This is a genomic window from Bradyrhizobium murdochi (assembly GCF_000472965.1).
Lineage (GTDB): Bacteria > Pseudomonadota > Alphaproteobacteria > Rhizobiales > Xanthobacteraceae > Bradyrhizobium > Bradyrhizobium murdochi.
This window is the reverse complement of the sequence record NZ_AXAU01000002.1, coordinates 1-16774: the sequence shown is the minus strand read 5'-3', so window position 1 is coordinate 16774 and position 16774 is coordinate 1. Positions and strand designations below refer to the sequence as shown.

The window sequence follows — 16774 nt, the reverse complement described above, 5'->3', positions numbered from 1 at the left end:
CGCTGCTTGATTACAAGAACTTCCGTCCATGGCCCTTCAATGGGATTAATTGCGGGCAGGGAAGCGGTACTGCTGAATTAACGTTCAGCGGTAGGGTTAAACGTGAGCGCTGATCGACACGTAATTCGCGATTCGGTAAGGCTCACACTTCCTTAAGGAGTTTGCTCGTGACAGTAGAATCTCGTCCATCGTTAGAAAAACTGAGGGCGGCAGCTATTATTACGCACGCGCTCGCCGTTCAGATGTCCGAATTGCTGAAGTTGCGAGAAGCGGTGCAAAGGGCCGAACAGGCAGCGGCGGTCAAGAGGCCCGCGCGAAGTCAGCGCGGAGATCAGCTTTTTTCCAGATCGGTACCATGGCGGTCCGATTCAATTTCACTAGAAGCGGCACAAAGAAAACAAAAGCTCTTCCTGGCAGATTATTCATGCAATCGCAGTGGCGATGAAAAAAGATCGCGGCCGCTTTCTGGCGGCCGGGCTGTTCTCAAATGATCGCAAATACCGCCCAAGCTTGTGGAGGCGCGCCAAAGCCAATAAAAATGTGGGGTTTTTGGGTAATTTTATTGGGGTGAGGATGCGTATTGCTGGAGCAACTCTTCTTATCCTCGGTTTCGTACTATGTTTTGCGATAGACGACTGGGAGTTCATCGGCCTATTTCCTATGGTTATCGGCCTCATACTCCTTGCCATCGCAGAGAGGAAGGCATCAGCTCTCGCGTTGGCGCAAGCCGCATCGCGCGCGCAGATGGAAAAGCAGGCGCCGCGTCCCTCCCAGAAGCAATTGCCGACAGCAGACACAATTGAGGTGAGCTCAGAGGTGCTGCAGCTGCTCGAAAAATTAAATCGAAGCTCAAAGCCTCGATGAATGCGCTGTCGAACGGGGGAGCGTGCGTGTCTGTCCATCTGATAGAGCGAAGTGAGTAGGCGAGATCACGCCTGCGGCATCAATTGATGCTCATCCTTGATGGTCACATCATCGCGGAAATCGCTATCGGCCTATGCGAAGCGGGTCTTGTTTGCTAAGGGGGCCGTCGCAAGGCATGGGTCGCTGCGAGGCCATGACGATTTTCGGTCACGACAAACTGCGATGCATGGGCTGGGCAGGCGACATCGAGCAGAATAATTTGATCCCCCGGGAAGTGCCGCATGACGCAGAGCGCAAATCGGAGAGGATCGAAGAGCGTGGTGGCAAGGGATTGCGAAATGAAGGACAAGCAGCTGCGGTATCGCGAAACTACCGGTGCGATCGTTATTGATACTTTTGGGCGTTACCTGTTTCAATTGCGCGACAATGTTGTCGGCATCACCAACCCGGGTAAGATTGGTCTATTTGGTGGTCACCGCGAGGGCAACGAAACTTTCTTGGAATGCATGGTTCGCGAGCTACACGAGGAGATCGGATATTTTGTCCCAGCGGATCGCTTTGAGCATCTTGGAAGCTTTGAGGGTGAGGACATCGACAGCGAGGGAGGAACGATCCACGGATATCTTTTCGTCGTGCGCGATATTCCAGTGGATGCGCTGGCCATCACCGAAGGATCTCTCCTTATCGTAGAACCGGTGGAGCTTGCCGAAATTGAGCCCAGGCTTGTACCGACTACACGTCTTGCATTGAGAGCTTACCTGAATACTTGACGGAACACTTTGTGGTTTTTGAGCCGCCTCCCTAACCATGGCGACCGGCAGCGACCAACAAAATTGCGGAAAGCGGGAAGCATCCTCTTCGCGCCACGGTAGCCCGAATTTGGTCGGCTTCATTGTGGCCTTGATGCACCAGTCAGGCAAAACCTTCCCTTTATGAAGTCGAATCTTTTTGACTGATCAGCAGAAGCGGCCTTCGCTTATCGCCATGTTTGATGCCGTAATCGCATTTCTGTTGGTTCTAGGTCTCGGAATTTTCGTGGCCCACGGCATCGACTCATTACGGTCGTAACTCTCCTAAGTCCGTTCGGTCTAACTGAAATCCCGCGCCGCAATCAGGAGCGTATAAATAGCTTGAGTACGAAGCTTCGACTTTCTTTGTAGGAGTATTGGAAATGGAGACATTCTTCAAAGTCGTTGGCTGGACTACTGCCGCAATTCTGGGGGCTGCGGTTTGGAACGTATTTCCTGAATACCGAACAATCATAAGTAGCATTTTAGTCGCACTATTTATCTGCTACGTGTTCTCTGTGCTTGTGGGGGAACGGTTAGGCGGCTCATCGGGGATGAGTTGCTGGAGCTTCGTCTTCAAACCAATGCAACTGCCGACCGCCTCGAGCTCATAGACCGTAAGGTAACCGCAGTTTTGAGGGATGCACTTGAGCAGCGCCAAGCGCGAACTCAAACACTGCCTTTCCGCCCGATTGTGTCAGCGCGTACTCCTGAGGCGGTCCGGTCGCGGGATCCAATTGGCTCAGTTGGCAATTAGATCACGGAAACGGTCAATCAATGAGTGTATCGCGAGCCGCTTGGTCAGCACTGACGCCGGGTTCGAATTGGGACCATTCTCGGCAAACTAACGGCACGCCGTCTGCTATGACTACGGGTGTCGTCGGTTGCGTTGGATCACAGCAAGATCGGCGAAAGAGAGAAATTCCGTGATCTCGCTGGTCTGCAAAATACCCGCGAGCTGGCACCTGACGGCGTGGAGCGTGCTGCAATGACCCGGCACAAATGCCTGCTTAGCTGGTCATCATAAGTACCTCGAGCCTTTGAATGCGGGCCGCGAGGTCCGCCGCTCTCACCTCAATCAGCTTCATCTCTCGGTAGTGCTGTATGATTGAAACGGCAATCCCGACGGTCACATAAATAGCGATAGGGTCTTCAAGTAACCAATTAATACCTTGCAACATCTCGTCTCCCCCAAAACCGTCAAAGCTAGGAGCTTAACTTTTGGGTACCGAGACGCAAGAGTCTGGACGATACGAGCAATCTGAAGGCGGGTATCATAAATTGCGGGCTTGGCGGAGGGGCGGGCGGGTCCGTTGGATAGGCGCCCTGCAGCCGGCGGACGGTGGGCCCAGCTAGCAAGTGTCAGAAGTCAAATGCTAGACCATCGCCAGGACGCCTCCGCTTAACCCACCGCTCCATTTATTATTGACAGCTTACTCGCCGGCGATAAGCTCAGGCGGGCAAGTCCTTTTTTTAAGCCAAATACATTGAAATATCTTTTAATGATGCATCGGTTGAGAGTAACGACCCATGATTGAAGAGAGTTTTGTTCGATTACGAACGCATCGCAATAACGTACAACGCTACCGGCAATTGCTGAAGACGATGCTGACGGACGCTGAGCGCCAGTATATTGAACGTCGTCTTTTGGAAGAAGAGTCGGCCATCGAGTCCTTGGCCACTCCTCAAGAAAGACCCGGTGTGCGGGGCTGGGAATTGCCTAAGCACTGAGGCCAGCTCTCAATCAATGTTTTGAGGTTGGTTCGTCGAGTTGGAACGCCGCTTATTGGTGGTTTAAGACAAGTGTACCGCGATAGCTTCGCGTAGACGGCCTGTATTGCTGAGCGCTCCAACGCGGCAATTCCGATTCAGGGGGAAGGGCAGTTCATCGTCGGGTGCCTGCCAGCTTTTGCCGCGCGAGACCAGGGCAATTCCCCCGGGGCGATCCCGAGGTTCCGCCGCACGGCTGCCGCATTTTCCGCGTTTCTAATTGGTTATCAATCAGGGAAGCTGGTCAGGAGGGGGAATGAAATTTCTGAACCTCTGGCACGAAGCGCGAGCCAATGTCCTCCGCAAGCGATACGAGGACTTGAAGCCGCGGATTGATGCTGCAGATCCTGCTGCAAAATCGGCGTGCTTTGGTGTTGTGAAGTCGAGTTTCGAGTTTTTACGTAGGCGTTACGCGAGCGCCTCCAGCGCAGAACGAAAGGAAGTTTTGAAGCACGCTTCGAAAACTATACATCAATTGTCGGATGCAGGTGATTGGCCGCGCGCGCTGGGACTAACCATTATCGTGTTCAATCTAGAAGCGTGCTACTTGCCGGGCAATGACGCGGCTGTCTTGAAGGAAGCCACCGATGCCTTGTTAAAAGAGGCCTGCGCATATCCTGAACCCCGGCCCTTAAGAGAGGCGGGTTGAAAGATTTTCGAGTTGCAGACGTTGAATACTGCCGGGTAGGGCCTCGGCGGCCCGTCTGCATCTCCCCTAGGGTGATTTCTATTGACGCTGCATTCAGTTGGCGATCAAGATCGACCATTCGTGATCGCGACGCAAAATTCTCCGCTTTTTAAATAGATTGTATCTAAGGGCATAGGAAAATTGGAGCAACCGGAACGCAAGATCTTCACGCTCGATATCAACGGAACGCCGACGCTTGCTCTTCAGGCGCAAGACATCGAGTTTGCACGCGGTATGTGCGCGGTGCCAGAGTTCCGTTTGGATTTGCATGAGATAAGCTCGAACGGCGTCCCCGTTTGCCCAGTGGATTCTGTGTTCGGGCTTCGGCCGGCTACAGAGAAAGAAATAGCCGCCTTCGAGCGTGCTGTTGGATTGGCGCCGGCTGCAGATGATTTTACGTTTGTTATGCTGATTGAGGTAGACAGAGTGGAGGTTGTGGCAATTACCCGCCAGGCTAACGACGCTGCTTAGACTTCCTGCCTCGTCGGTCATGGGGATGCTCTTGTCTTGAGTGAAGGTTGCGAACCCCTCATCTCAAGACAGGGCGCCCTGCTGCGCTATCCTCTTGGCTGTGTCGCCGGCCGCAGCGTCCTACCGCGCGAGCGGATTAATCCTTTGATTCGGCGGCGACACCGTGGGGCACGGCAGGCGGCCGAATCCTGCTGCCAGACCCGTTTAGTACAGGCTATGAACCAAACTGGCACCTTGGCAGCATCAACTGGACCGCACCGCCAGGATTGCCGCATCCGCTGGGCTTAGTCCGGCGCAACGATTGGTTGGACCAGATTCCTTGCCCATGGCAGCAGTGGGCGGGCGCGTCACGGCTTGACGTAGGTCCAGCCCTGCTCCTGCAGTTCCATCACACGTACCACGCCCGACTTCACGACCTTTGCTTCCGAGACCAGCGGAATCTCCTTGCCCTCGTTCCTGCCCATGTTTTCGCGGGTATTGCTGCAGGCCTCGAAGGAAATCGAAGGCTGGCTTTCCGAGAGCGCCTTGATCCTCGCTTTGACCGGCGAAGTGTCGTCACGCAGCATATGCAGGCCGGGACCGAAGGTGACGATGTCGATATTCACCTTCTCGCCGAGGTCCTGATAATACTGAGCTACGTTGCTCGCGTTGTTAAGCGCCAGATTCATCATCGCCGGCTCGTTGCTGTTTACCTGCAGAATAAGGCGGTGCGGCTTCGTGGCATCCTGAGTGGGCGTGATTTTGGTAACGGCCGGGAGCTTGGTCGCCTGCGTGGACTGCTTCTTGTTCACCTGCGCTTCCGACGGCGGTGCGACCAAGAGCAGTGCCGCAATTGCCGCGGTGGCTCCAGCCATTTTTCCAAATGTTGTCATGTGAGCTCCCTCCTGTCCGATGACCATTAGTTGCGTGGCCTGGCAACGGCATGTGGCCATTTGCATGCCGTCGCCAGCTTCTCGCGGACAGTCTTCAGGCCGCCAAGCAAGAAATGTCCCTCGGACGCCACACCTGTTCGCGAGGAAAGGCGCACAGCGAATTCTCCCTCATCGGGCAGCGACTGCAACAGTCGCACCACGTCGCCCCTGAGCGCAGCGCCGGCTCCGAATGATGGGCGGGCAGCGGGAAGCTGCACTGGGAGATTGTCGTTAACGCGGTAGGAGATCAGGTACTCCTCGGCGCTGCGCGAGACCGCAGGCCCCGTGACCACGAGTTCGGTACGGCCGCCGCGGCAGTGGATCGAGAGCTGCATCGTGGCGCTATCGGAGCCGCCGCGAGACAACATAGTCGCCACAACAACCGGCGAATAGTCCACGGGCGAGGTGGTCTCGCTGACCAGCCAGTTGTCACTACCTGCCGCGGCCGCTTGCGCGATACTGCGCGGCATGGTTTCCAAGCATTCCGTCCTCACAGCAAGCTCCATATTAGAGCATGCGCGAAGATGCGCCATTACCTCGCTGGCGCCTTGCGCGAAAGCCATGCTGTAAGCTGCATCCAACAGCACAGCGAGCGGGAGCGCTGCTTTTTTCATGGCCGTGCCTGTGCGCTGCGCGCCTTGCGATCCAGCCATTCCTGCGCCGCCGAGAAGCGGTCGAGCCCGGGGACGGTCGCAGCGAGATTGATCGACTTCCATTTTGGATCGAATCCCGGGGCCTGCAGCCGGTCGATCCGCGAGAACAGATAATCCACGAAACGAGCAACGGGCGGGTAACGTTTCGATCGCGGTGACCAGTTGAACGCAACCAAAGCGGTTGGCACCGCGATCGTTGAGATGCGTTCGCCCTGCTTGATTAAGTTGGGATACTCCTTCGCCTCAAGCGTTGCCGGCAGGTAGTAATCCTCGAACTTGCTGTCGAAATTAACGGACAGGAACTTGTAGCCTTCGTCCCAGCGCCCGCGCACGAAAGCGTCAACGGGTTTCGAGGTGATGAACAGGACCGCCGCAATCTCCCCTTTGCGCATCTGCTCCAGAGCGACCTGATGTGGAATGAAAGTCTTTTCGACATTGATACCTAGGCGGCTGAAGATCAGCGGTCCTGAGTAGGCGGCGGCCGTGCCCTGGGTGTTGAAATTCACTTTCTTGCCGGCGAGGTCTTGCAAAGTCTCGATTTCGGGTCGTACGAAGATATGGAGCTCCGACGGGAATAGATTGAGAAGATAGGTTATGCGGCTCCGGATCTCCGGTATCTGAATCTTGTACTCTTCGAGCGCGTCGGAATTGATGATCGCGGTATCGACGCCACGCAGGTAGAGCAGCGAATTCACGTTCTCGGTAGCTCCTCGAGTGACGATCGGCAGGACATGTAGATTCGGACCGTCATCGACGATGCGGGCCATCTCTGCCGCCAGGCGAATAGGTGCGCCCTCCAGCAAACCGCCGGCGAGGCCGACAGTCCAGGCGTTGATCTTCTCTCTTTGGTCATGCGCTGAGGCGCGGCTGATGGCCCGCTCGCTCTTGGCGGGCTGCGCGCATACGTCCGCCGAGTGAAGCATCAAGGTAACAGGCGCCATCGCCGCGAGCAGCAAAAATGACCATAGTTTCGGCAGCGTGTTCATCTCCGTCTCCAACTGTCCGTCGTGAATGCGGTCCTGATCCCTCACTCACGCAATGCGTCGATCCGGTCCTTTGCCTCCGGAATGCCGCCGCTGTGCGCCGTTGCGTAAAGTTCACGTGCTTTCGCCGACTCGCCACGCGTTCCATAGGTGCCCCATGCGGACAGAATGACGGGGTCATACGTCTCTGCGAGCATGAAACTTGCACGGGGGTCGCCGCCCTCGACGGCGCGCTCGAGTACAATTCGCGCCGCACCGATATTGCCTTGACTGAGCAGCGCGCCAGCGCGCGCGATCAATCGTGATGCCTCTGTCTTACTCTGTGTGTCAGAGGCCATCGGCTGTTTCGTTGCGCCCGCGCCTGCGGCCAGCGTCGTCTGGACGATCGGACTGATCGGTTTGTCCTGCGCGCGCCCGAAGGACTCGCGCTGGTCCGCAGGGCGCCGCCGTGCGGGCGCAAAATCGCGTGCCATTGCTCCGATCTTGTCGCGCTCCTTGCGCAGCGATTGCCGCAGTTCCGCGATGGTGCGCTCCGCGGCTTGCTTTTGTTGTATGGCCGCATCGTCCGCTGTTTTCGACCGCGCAGACTGCGCTTTTATCTCGCGGCGGACTCCAGCAAGCTCGCTCGCGAGTGTTGCGGCACGCTCCTCAGCCTCGTTCAGCGCACGACGTTGCTGCTCGGCGCTCGCCGCCATCGCCTGTCGCACCGCGTCGACCTCAGCGAGGGCGGGGATCTTCTTTTGCTCCTGCTGCAGCGAGTCTTGCAATTTGGCAGTGGCAGCCTCCGCCCTCTGCTTCTGCTGCAAGATTTCATCGATCGCTCTTTGTGATTGCGCGGCCTGCATCTCGATCTCGCGACGCGTTCCAGCAAGTTCGCTCGTGAGCGCTGCGGCACGCGCCTGTGTCTCCTCGAGCGCGCGGCGTTGTTGTTCGGCGGCTGCCGTCATCGCCTGGCGCGCAGCGTCGGACTCCTGGGTAAGCACCGCAGTCTTCTCTTGCTCCCGCCGTAGGGATTCTCTCAGTTCGGCGATAGTTGTTTCCGCCATCTGTCTTTGTTGCGTGTCATCACCCTCTGCCACTTGCGACTGCACGACCCGCGCCTCGATCTCGCGACGCGTGTCAGCGAGCTCGTTCACGAGTGCTGCGGCACGCGCCTGAGTTTCCTCGAGCGCGCGGCGTTGTTGTTCGGCGGCTGCCGTCATCGCCTGGCGCGCAGCGTCGGACTCCTGAGTAAGCGCAGCAGTCTTCTCTTGCTCCCGCCGTAGAGATTCCCTCAGTTCGGTGATAGTTGTTTCCGCCGTCTGTCTTTGTTGCGTGTCCTCACCCTCTGCCACTTGCGACTGCACGACCCGTGTCTCGATCTCGCGACGCGTTTCAGCGAGTTCGCTCACGAGTGTCGCAGCGCGCGCCTGAGTTTCCTCGAGCGTGCCGCGTTGTTGCTCGGCGGCTGCTGTCAATGCCTGGCGCGCAGCTTCGATCTCCTGGGTGAGAGCGGCAGTTCTCCGTTGTTCCTTCTGCAAGGATTCTCGCAATTCGGCGGCGCTAGCATCCGCCGTCTGCTTCTGCTGCACGGCTTCATCAATAGCCTTTTGCGACTGTGCGGCCTGCGTTTCGATATCGCGCTGCGCTCCGGCAAGCTCGCTCCAGAGCGTTGCGGCACGCGCCTGTGCCTCGTCGAGCGCGCGGCGTTGTTGTTCGGCGGTTGCCTTCATCGCCTGCCGCGCTGCGTGGAGCTCCTGGGTGAGAGCGGCAGTTTTCCGTTGCTCCTGCTGCAGAGATTCTCGCAATTCGGCGGCGCTAGCGTCTGCCGTCTGCTTCTGATGCACGGCTTCATCAATGAGCTTTCGCGACTGTGCGGCTTGCGTTTCGATATCGCGCTGCGCTCCGGCAAGCTCGCTCCAGAGCGTTGCGGCACGCACCTGTGCCTCGTCGAGCGCGCGGCGTTGTTGTTCGGAGGTTGCCTTCATCGCCTGCGCAGCGTCGACCTCCTGGATGAGAGTGGCAGTTTTCCGTTGCTCCTGCCGCAGCGTTTCGCGCAGTTCGGCATTGATGGCCTCCGCCGCCTGCGTCCGCAATATGGCGTCATCAACGGCCTTTTGCGACTGTGCGGCCTGCGTTTCGATCTCGCGCCGCATTCCGGCAAGCTCACTCGCAAGTGTCGCGGCGCGCGCCTGTGCGCCTTCGAGCGCGTGGCGTTGCTGCTCTGCGCCTGCCGTCATCGCCTGGCGCATTATGCCGATCTCCTGGGTGAGGGCGGCGGTCTTCTTTTGCTCCTGCCGCAGGGATTCTTGTAATTGGGAAGCGGCTGCCTCTGCCGTCTGTTTCTGCTGCCGAGCTTCATCGACGGCCTTCTGCAATTGCATGGCTTGCGTTTCGATTTCGCGGCGAACTTCCAAAAGCTCGTCTGCGAGTGCGTTGGCGCCGGCCTGTTCCTGTTGAAGGGTCCGCCGCAGTTCCTCCACCATGATGTCCGCTTGGCGGAGCCGCGCAGTTTCGTCGTACGGCTTGCTCGACAACTCCACCTTGCTATCGAGATCGGCAATGTCTGGCAGATCAAAGTATCGCGTCGCAAAAGCGACCAGCTCGGTGCGGAAATGCACGCCGAGCAACGCAGCCATAACCAGACTTGCAGCGATAAAGGAAGCGATAAACCATCGGCGCACGCGATCGTTCCAAAGGGGGCCGCTCGACTGATCGTCTTCCTGATACTGAGGCTCGGCTATTGGAGACCAATGTGTCGGCGTGATCCTGATTGGTCTGCCGTTCTTCCAGACCCATTCTTTTGTCTCAGATGACCAATGCGCGACATCGTAAGCCGATCGATCATCCTCGACCCAAATTTCCTTTCCGTCCCTCGGAGCAGTTTCAATGGGCTGGCGCAAACGTGACGCCTTTTTAAACAGGTCTATGGGTCACTTCACAATTCAGTTCGCAAGTACGGTCTAAGCTCAATGCGCATTTATATTATTAAATCAAAATTAAATCAAATTAATAATGACCGGTCCTTTACCTGCCGTCCGGTCGCTCTCATCGCGTGTGGCGTTTTCAAGGGTCACTCACAGGCTGAGTTTTCAAGGATCATCCACAGGATGACAAGACAATACCAGGCGGCGGCGCATCGCTCCCGGAGGACGTCCTGCAGAATTTCCTTTCGTGGGCAAGTCAATAGAACGCGACAGCGATGCGTTTCTCTTTGCGCCAAACGACCGCGCAGCGCCGCGGGTCACCGTCGGGGATGACGGTCAGCGCAAACTCATCGGGGACTTGCTCATCTGCAGCGACATCAAGCGCGGCGCCGTAAGCAGAAATACTACGAATTGTGCAAATAGTTTTCGAACGGCCGAAACTGATTGAGCCTAGCCTTACGGGGTGCACTTCAACCATGATTTCCTCCACGCAATCAGTTCGAGGCGCGCAAATCCTCCTCGCTATTTCCGATGGCGACAGATGCGCGGTTCGGGCCAAACGCGATCCATGATCGAATTAGACTGGATGCCCTCCGGCCATTACCTTCAATGGCGACTATGAAATGAGCCTTTGCCTCAGGTCGGCGTACCTCCTCCCAAGACGATTTTTAAATTATCAGGGGTTATCTTGTTAGTACAATTAAATAGTATCACCCATTTATTGGCGACCGTCAACTTGGGGCGGACATGCCCAGAAACCTGCAAGCAGCGGAAAGCCAGGTGTCGCGGGTCGCATCGAGTCGATTGTGTTGAGAGGGCCCCAATGCAGATTGCTTGGAGGATGACTTACGGCGCGAAGCTTTGCGCGCGGCCTTTCAGGTTTCATTCCGGCGAGCACAACTCGTTTTCACGGTCTGATCTCGTTCGGGTGGTTTCGGAGTTTGCTGATCAGAGATCGGCATCGGTGCGGCATCAACACAGTTCCAATCGACAGCGATGGGCTGCCCATGCGCGGGCGATTGCTTGGATGATCAACTGGGGAGCCTCGATCCGCCCATAGACCGGCATCACTCGCACGAAAGCGATCTTGCGCCGAACGTTCGCATTTCGTGATAACTTGGCTGTGACGACTCAGCATCTATCTCGACCCAACCCATCCTGGAGAAGCTCGAAGATGTTTCAGCGATTTCTAAAGGTGCGCACCGCCGTCAATTTCAAGGCGCGATCGGCCAGCCGGGATACCGAAACTGACCGTGCCCGCGCTACTTCCATTTTTCGGTCGATAGAAGATGCGCTGGAGGGCGCGAGAACTGAGCAGGCTGGCCTGAAAGCACGTATCGATGACGCGCTAGCGCGATCGGCAGTAACCTTGGGCAATGATTCCGATGAGTATCTGACGCGAGATCCGGAGGATAGCCATTATCAGAATTTGCTCGGCCGCGAGATAGCAGAAGGGCAGAGGCGCTTGAACGAACTGGAAGCGACTATAAGGCATATCCAGTTTTTGAAGACCGCGCTAGTCACAAGGTTTCCCGATTTCGAGTTTGGGCACCACACTTCCCACACGAAGGATAGTGGATTGACCTAGGAATGGTTCGACGACAACGACGCCGGTTCGGAAAGCGTACGACGTACGCGTCCCCGCCCAGCGCAGAATACTCACGCAGGGGCGAGCAGGGTCTCTGCACAAAATCCAGGTGCTCGATCCCGTTCTAACTTTCCGCTCACTTGAGTCGATCTGGAGTTGCCTCAGGTTACTGAGCAAGATTTTGACGGCCACCAACGAGCAACGCAAAAGAATGCAATGGCTAAGAAGCCGTGAACATCCTCCGAATGAGTGGACACTCGTAGTAGGCCCATTGAGCCCGGAGTGTTCAAGCAAAGGATAATTCGAGGCTCGGTCCCCGTCAGCCAGGAAAGCCGATGCGGAATACGGTAATATTCATCGCATATATCGGCTATAGACGGCGCTAGCTTTGATGAAAGCTGGCTTACTTTAAGATTTGCGAGAGTGCTCGACCAGCAAGCCAGCCAACTGCAAACAAAATGCCTGCTGGCGGCACGCTTGCTGCGACTATCGCAAGTGGATAGGCAACGTCCCACTCCTTCATCCCGATTTCAAATGTATCTTGCCTGTCGATGAGGATAGGTAACTGCTGCTACCACTCCCAGCAACAAGGCTGTCCAAACCGGATAGTCGTGAAAGCCGAAACAGAAGCAGGTTACAATCAGCAGCCAGTACGACAAGTTTGCCATGTGCCCCTGCCATATCAAGAACTGCCGGTAAGTCGCCGTCGCGGACCGCATTCGCGGTGCCGTCGGGTAATCAAACTAGGCGCCAATTTAACGGAGCCTGGCGTAAAGGTTCGCAAATCCGCGCGACTTGAACCATACTATTATCTAGCAAATCTGCCGCGACGGAATTCGCTTGCTAAGCTTGATGTCTGTCACTGAGGTTAACCCTGAAGTACAGTTCACCGTCTCTTTACAGGGCTCTTACACATAATAGACGCGTACTAATTTAATGACAAACGCCGAACTGCACCGACAGCCTGCGCCGAGGCGATGCCCCGCCGCGAAGCGAAATCAATTTCAGGTGCCACAGGATGAGACGTCCGTCGCCATACGGCATTGGCATCGCCAAACGTGCGTTGGAAATATATTGGGGCCGAGATCGAGCGTTCCGGATCGCCAGCAAAGATCACACGCAACAGTTTGAAGCCAAAGGCGTCAGTGGAGCCAGCACCATCGTCGCATTTCGCGAACCGGTCGCGCTGGGCTTCATCAGCATGACCGCCGGTGCCCGCAGGGCCAATTGCTTCGGCGGCCGCTTCGCTGGTTGAGATCATGTGGACATTTAACGAAGTCAGAGCAATTGCGGCCGCACCGCGTTTTCGCGGCCCGGTTCCCGGCCAGTGCCCGCCGGCGCACAAGTGGGCAATGCCGCGCGGGAAGCTGAAGTCGATATCCGATCTGGTCGCGGACACGCTGGTCAGGCCGATCACGTTGACATGCTGCCGTGGGCAAACGATTGGCGAATGAACCTGAACGTTGGCCAATGACCTCCGCGACCACGCCGAATCGACGCCGCCGCTCCGGTGAGAGGTCGCGGCCAGCGGCGATGATCAACAAAGGCGGCCTCGCAGCGAGAAATGCGCGGCGAGACTCGCCGGCCCGGTTCTAGTCGCTCCCACCACTGCGCCTTAGACAGGCTGGAGACGATTGTGAGCGCGTCGCGTGTCGCCGAAGCGACTGATGGCCTACTAATCAATATGCCTACCGGCCGGCTACGCGAACAAAAAGTCACCTGCGCTGAGGTTCACGACGCCGGCGATGGTGAGGTCATTATCTGTATCAAAGTGAACTATGGTGTTCCCACCGGTCGCCTCGATGTTCAAATCGCCAAAGTCGTGGATGCCATTCGCTGCCAAAGCTGTGAGGTCGATCTTGTCCTGCCCCTTTTCGAAATCGGCCGTGTCATGCGCGTTCTCAGCGGCAAAGACAAACGTATCCTCGCCGGATCCGCTAAACATAGCGTCGTTTCCGATGCCGCTCGTGAGCGTGTCGTTGCCATCGCCCCCATCGAGAACATTTTGTGACCCACCAAAGACGGTGAGTTGATCATTGCCCGCACCACCGCTGAGGAAGCTCGATCCTATCGAACCTGACTCAACTGTTGCCGCAAGGACATCGTTTCCAGCGCCGCCATCCAGACGATTCTCGGCAACAGAATTGTCTGTAACCCCAGAAACGGGAGTTGCCGACAGAAACGCGGTGAGCTGGTCATCTCCGGAACCGCCATTCAGGACATTCGCGACATTGTAGAGATCCAGCCCGAGATCCGGCCCGCCGTGAGCTACAGCGTCGAGACGCGCCGTGAGGCTGTCTCTTCCATCGCCGCCCTCGAGTTGATTGAGTGCGCGAACAAAGCCACCAAGCGCGGTGGAGTTCGCAGTCAGGTTATCATTGTCTTTCCCGCCATCCAGGTAGTTCGTGACATCCGTGACGGTGTTCTCCCCATCGGTGGAATGAGTCGCCTCGAGGGTGTCGCTGCCATCATCGCCCCACAGCTGGTTGATCCCAACTGGCCTGCCGCTATTGGAGTCTGTCAGGTTGAAAGCATGCAGTACGTCGTTGCCCTGACCACCGTGAAGCTCATTTGTAACCGACTCGGTGAAATTGGATCGCCCCTCAGCAGACGCATCCAGGACATCATTGCCGTCGCCACCGAACAATACGTTGCTGGCTATGCCGCGCAACGCAAAGAATTCCGTTTCGGCATGCGCTGTGATGTGATCGTCGCCCGAGCCGCCCTCGACGCTATTCATCGCGATGCTGGTTCCGATAATGTTACGGCCATCAGCATGGGCTTGAATGGTATCATCGCCGCTTCCGCCGATTACATCGGTTCTGACGGTCACTGTTCCAAAAGCAGGAAGCGTCACATTTGCCGTGGCGTTGATCCTGTCATTCCCGCTGCCGCCATGGAGTAGCACATCTGCGGTTGCCTCCGTACTCTGAGGCGTGCTCCCACCCTGAAGGGTGACGGTCGCATCGAGATCATCGTTGCCTCTTCCGCCGAACTGAATGGCGAGACCGTGCACAGGCGCATCGCCCTGGAGCGGGACAACAACTGTGGTGGTCAGCGTGTCGTTGCCGCTACCGCCGAACAATGCTGTCCGGTTGAATGCACTGCTTAAAAGGTCATTGCCTGCAAGGCCCAAGACAACATCGCCGTCAGCTTGGGCGCTGAGGACGTCGTCATGTCTGGTGCCAACGATCAAACTGTTGAGGGGATAAATAAGGGAGAGCCAGTCAAAGGCAGAATCCGCAAAAGACTCAGTTACCATCAACTGCTGAACGGCTTGGCTTTTTGTTTGATAGGCTTTTGCCATCTTTTCCTCCATTGCAACCCGGGCAACGACATCAACCAAAACCCAGCGCCGAAATCGTATTAAAGGCGCGGTGAAACATATGAGGTCAAATTAATTTGGTGACAGCGAGATAATTAAATTAAAAGTTGCATCGTGTCCAATCACATTTAATTTGTGAGCGCGAGGACAGCCGGGCGGCAATGAACGCGGATCCGATTACGATTGCGGCGGGCGTTCACCGCCGGCCGCGCGCTTCGCCATGGAAACGTGTTCCTTGTTCTCGGTGGGAACCCTACATGCTGGGTGGGATGACACCTTAGATTTCAATGGGCTGTCGTGCAGGAACATGACGACGCCCCACCGCTATGCGTTTCTCATGCGTTCGACGGAGACGGTTTGCGCAACTTCAGCTCCAGCTTCGCGTGTCTGCGGTCCGCCCAGGGCAAGTGCAGGTGGAAATGATCGGTGCCAAAATCAAAGGCTGCTTTTCCAACAGACAAATCGACCGGGCGTGCCTGCGTGTCATTGAACATTGCCACTCGCTGATCGCTCCTGCTGAAATTGAAGAACAGCCGACGATCTTGTTGCCGAACTCAGGGCTCTCAGAAGACCGCGCGCAGCATCTGCCGTGCTGCATCGCATTGCATAGCGCGCAAGTTCCCAAGCTTCGATAAGCTTTGAAGACAAGCTGGCGGACGATATGCCAGTGGCGAGCGTGAGGAACGACCCCTCGACGAACTTGGCAGCGAAACTGAAGAAGAATCTGAACCTGGAAGCTAAGTCGACGAACTGCTGCACTAAATTCCGGCGCGGGAACTTTGGCGGAGTAATTGAGAAATCACCTTGGGTGGGCCGACATGTCGTCCCAAAAAAGCCTCCGCCGACGGCGACCTCGTCCGTCGGAATGTATGGTTGGCGACGACGGGACCACAACACGGTAACGTTGGTCGCTACAACTGTTGCTCAACAGAAAACCGCTGCGTGCACGGATGCGGCGCTTAAGGAAACACGATGGCCACCTACGACAACATCCCTCTGAACTGGAACGACCCGTTGTTGAGCGGGGTTACGAGTTCGAGTTCGGTCACGCTTAGAGATGGCGGGACGCTTTCCTACAAGAGTATTACCGACACTGGCTCCACGGCGTCCGTTGTCGGCCTTGGCTCGTTCAGCCTCGACCATATGCGTATTAGCTCCAGGGAAGGTGTGCGCATTGGGGGTGACGGAGACGTCACCATCAGCAATTCGTATCTCGAGTCGACGGGACAAGGGAGCGATCACGCCGATACTATTCAGATCTATGCCCCCGGCAGCACCGGGAATGTGACGATCACGAATACGACGATCGTCGCCCACACCACCGCTGCAACTGCTGGTATGTTTGTTGCGGATGATTGGAGTGGCACGCTCACGTTCGATAACGTGGTGTTCCAAGGTGGTCCGTTTGGCTTGCGTATTGCCGCGGATGCAAACGATATCTCGGTATCCCTCAAGGACGTGTATTTTGTCGGACCGTTTGGCTACGACGACATTCTCTTTCAGGAAGTCAATGCGGACATAAACATTACTCAGTGGGAAAATGTCCGCTCCGCAACGATCGTAAATGGTGAACTCGTTCCAGGTCCACTTATCCCACCGCCTTTCCCAGTGGAAGGCGGCGGCGGCGGGATGACAACGATCGACCACTTTTCGAACGACAGCGGCGCATCCGGTGATGGCATCACCAACGACAACACGCTGACTGTGAGCGGCAGCGCGGCCGCGAACAGCACCGTGAAGGTGTTCGACGGTGCGACCCAGATCGGGACCGCCACGGCCAACAGCAGTGGCGCCTGGACCTACACGACCGCTGCGCTGACGGACGGC

General features: G+C 56.7%; 16 protein-coding genes. 7 read left to right on the top strand and 9 right to left on the bottom strand.

Features of this window, described 5'->3' with window-relative positions; all coding sequences use genetic code 11:
* Window positions 1-441: 441 nt before the first annotated feature.
* Together YUO_RS0107620 and YUO_RS43655 are read left to right on the top strand one after the other, a co-directional pair.
* Window positions 442-864, top strand: coding sequence for a hypothetical protein (locus YUO_RS0107620; RefSeq protein ID WP_028346731.1), 423 nt, complete (start codon window positions 442-444; stop codon window positions 862-864).
* A gap of 338 nt (window positions 865-1202) precedes the next feature.
* The gene (locus YUO_RS43655) at window positions 1203-1634 is read left to right on the top strand and encodes an NUDIX domain-containing protein (protein WP_051379299.1); all 432 of its coding nucleotides are present in this window, start codon (window positions 1203-1205) and stop codon (window positions 1632-1634) included.
* Window positions 1635-2662: 1028 nt separating this feature from the next.
* On the opposite strand, the gene YUO_RS46045 is transcribed toward YUO_RS43655, so the two are convergent.
* A complete protein-coding gene (locus YUO_RS46045; RefSeq protein ID WP_156908533.1) occupies window positions 2663-2833 on the bottom strand; it encodes a hypothetical protein in 171 nt (56 codons plus the stop codon).
* A gap of 349 nt (window positions 2834-3182) precedes the next feature.
* Between YUO_RS46045 and YUO_RS46040 the strand changes: the two genes are divergently transcribed.
* Window positions 3183-3383, top strand: a complete 201-nt coding sequence (locus tag YUO_RS46040; protein WP_156908532.1) for a hypothetical protein — start codon at window positions 3183-3185, stop codon at window positions 3381-3383.
* 295 nt (window positions 3384-3678) lie between these two features.
* Window positions 3679-4071 carry a hypothetical protein gene (locus YUO_RS0107605; protein WP_028346730.1) on the top strand — a complete coding sequence of 131 codons (393 nt, stop codon included), beginning with the start codon at window positions 3679-3681 and terminating at the stop codon, window positions 4069-4071.
* Window positions 4072-4164: 93 nt separating this feature from the next.
* Here YUO_RS0107605 and YUO_RS46035 read toward each other — a convergent pair whose 3' ends face one another.
* The 6 genes from YUO_RS46035 to YUO_RS0107575 all read right to left on the bottom strand — a co-directional run bounded on the left by YUO_RS46035 (window position 4165) and on the right by YUO_RS0107575 (window position 10512).
* Window positions 4165-4602 carry a hypothetical protein gene (locus YUO_RS46035; protein ID WP_156908531.1) on the bottom strand — a complete coding sequence of 146 codons (438 nt, stop codon included), beginning with the start codon at window positions 4600-4602 and terminating at the stop codon, window positions 4165-4167.
* Between the two features lie 326 nt (window positions 4603-4928).
* On the bottom strand, window positions 4929-5453 hold the full coding sequence (locus YUO_RS0107595) for a DsrE family protein (RefSeq protein ID WP_028346728.1): 525 nt from the start codon (window positions 5451-5453) through the stop codon (window positions 4929-4931).
* 26 nt (window positions 5454-5479) lie between these two features.
* Entirely contained in the window at window positions 5480-5962 is a 483-nt protein-coding gene (locus YUO_RS0107590; RefSeq protein WP_235782653.1) for a hypothetical protein, read from the bottom strand.
* Window positions 5963-6102: 140 nt separating this feature from the next.
* Window positions 6103-7131 (bottom strand): TAXI family TRAP transporter solute-binding subunit, encoded by a 1029-nt coding sequence (locus tag YUO_RS0107585; protein WP_156908530.1) that lies wholly within the window; start codon window positions 7129-7131, stop codon window positions 6103-6105.
* Window positions 7132-7172: 41 nt separating this feature from the next.
* A complete protein-coding gene (locus tag YUO_RS0107580) occupies window positions 7173-10010 on the bottom strand; it encodes a hypothetical protein (RefSeq protein WP_156908529.1) in 2838 nt (945 codons plus the stop codon).
* Between the two features lie 280 nt (window positions 10011-10290).
* Entirely contained in the window at window positions 10291-10512 is a 222-nt protein-coding gene (locus tag YUO_RS0107575; protein WP_156908528.1) for a PilZ domain-containing protein, read from the bottom strand.
* A 696-nt stretch (window positions 10513-11208) separates the two neighbouring features.
* On the opposite strand from YUO_RS0107575, the gene YUO_RS0107570 reads away from it, so the two are divergent.
* Window positions 11209-11622: a hypothetical protein gene (locus YUO_RS0107570; RefSeq protein ID WP_028346723.1), complete on the top strand. Its 414-nt coding sequence runs from the start codon at window positions 11209-11211 to the stop codon at window positions 11620-11622.
* 928 nt (window positions 11623-12550) lie between these two features.
* Here YUO_RS0107570 and YUO_RS46030 read toward each other — a convergent pair.
* Together YUO_RS46030 and YUO_RS0107555 are read right to left on the bottom strand one after the other, a co-directional pair.
* Entirely contained in the window at window positions 12551-13093 is a 543-nt protein-coding gene (locus YUO_RS46030; RefSeq protein ID WP_156908527.1) for a hypothetical protein, read from the bottom strand.
* A gap of 228 nt (window positions 13094-13321) precedes the next feature.
* Window positions 13322-14929, bottom strand: coding sequence for a calcium-binding protein (locus YUO_RS0107555; protein WP_198028000.1), 1608 nt, complete (start codon window positions 14927-14929; stop codon window positions 13322-13324).
* A gap of 437 nt (window positions 14930-15366) precedes the next feature.
* Here YUO_RS0107555 and YUO_RS46025 point away from each other — a divergent pair, with 437 nt between their 5' ends.
* Entirely contained in the window at window positions 15367-15582 is a 216-nt protein-coding gene (locus YUO_RS46025; protein WP_156908526.1) for a hypothetical protein, read from the top strand.
* Window positions 15583-15919: 337 nt separating this feature from the next.
* The coding region (locus YUO_RS40065) for an Ig-like domain-containing protein (protein ID WP_035726276.1) at window positions 15920-16774 on the top strand (855 nt) is incomplete at its 3' end.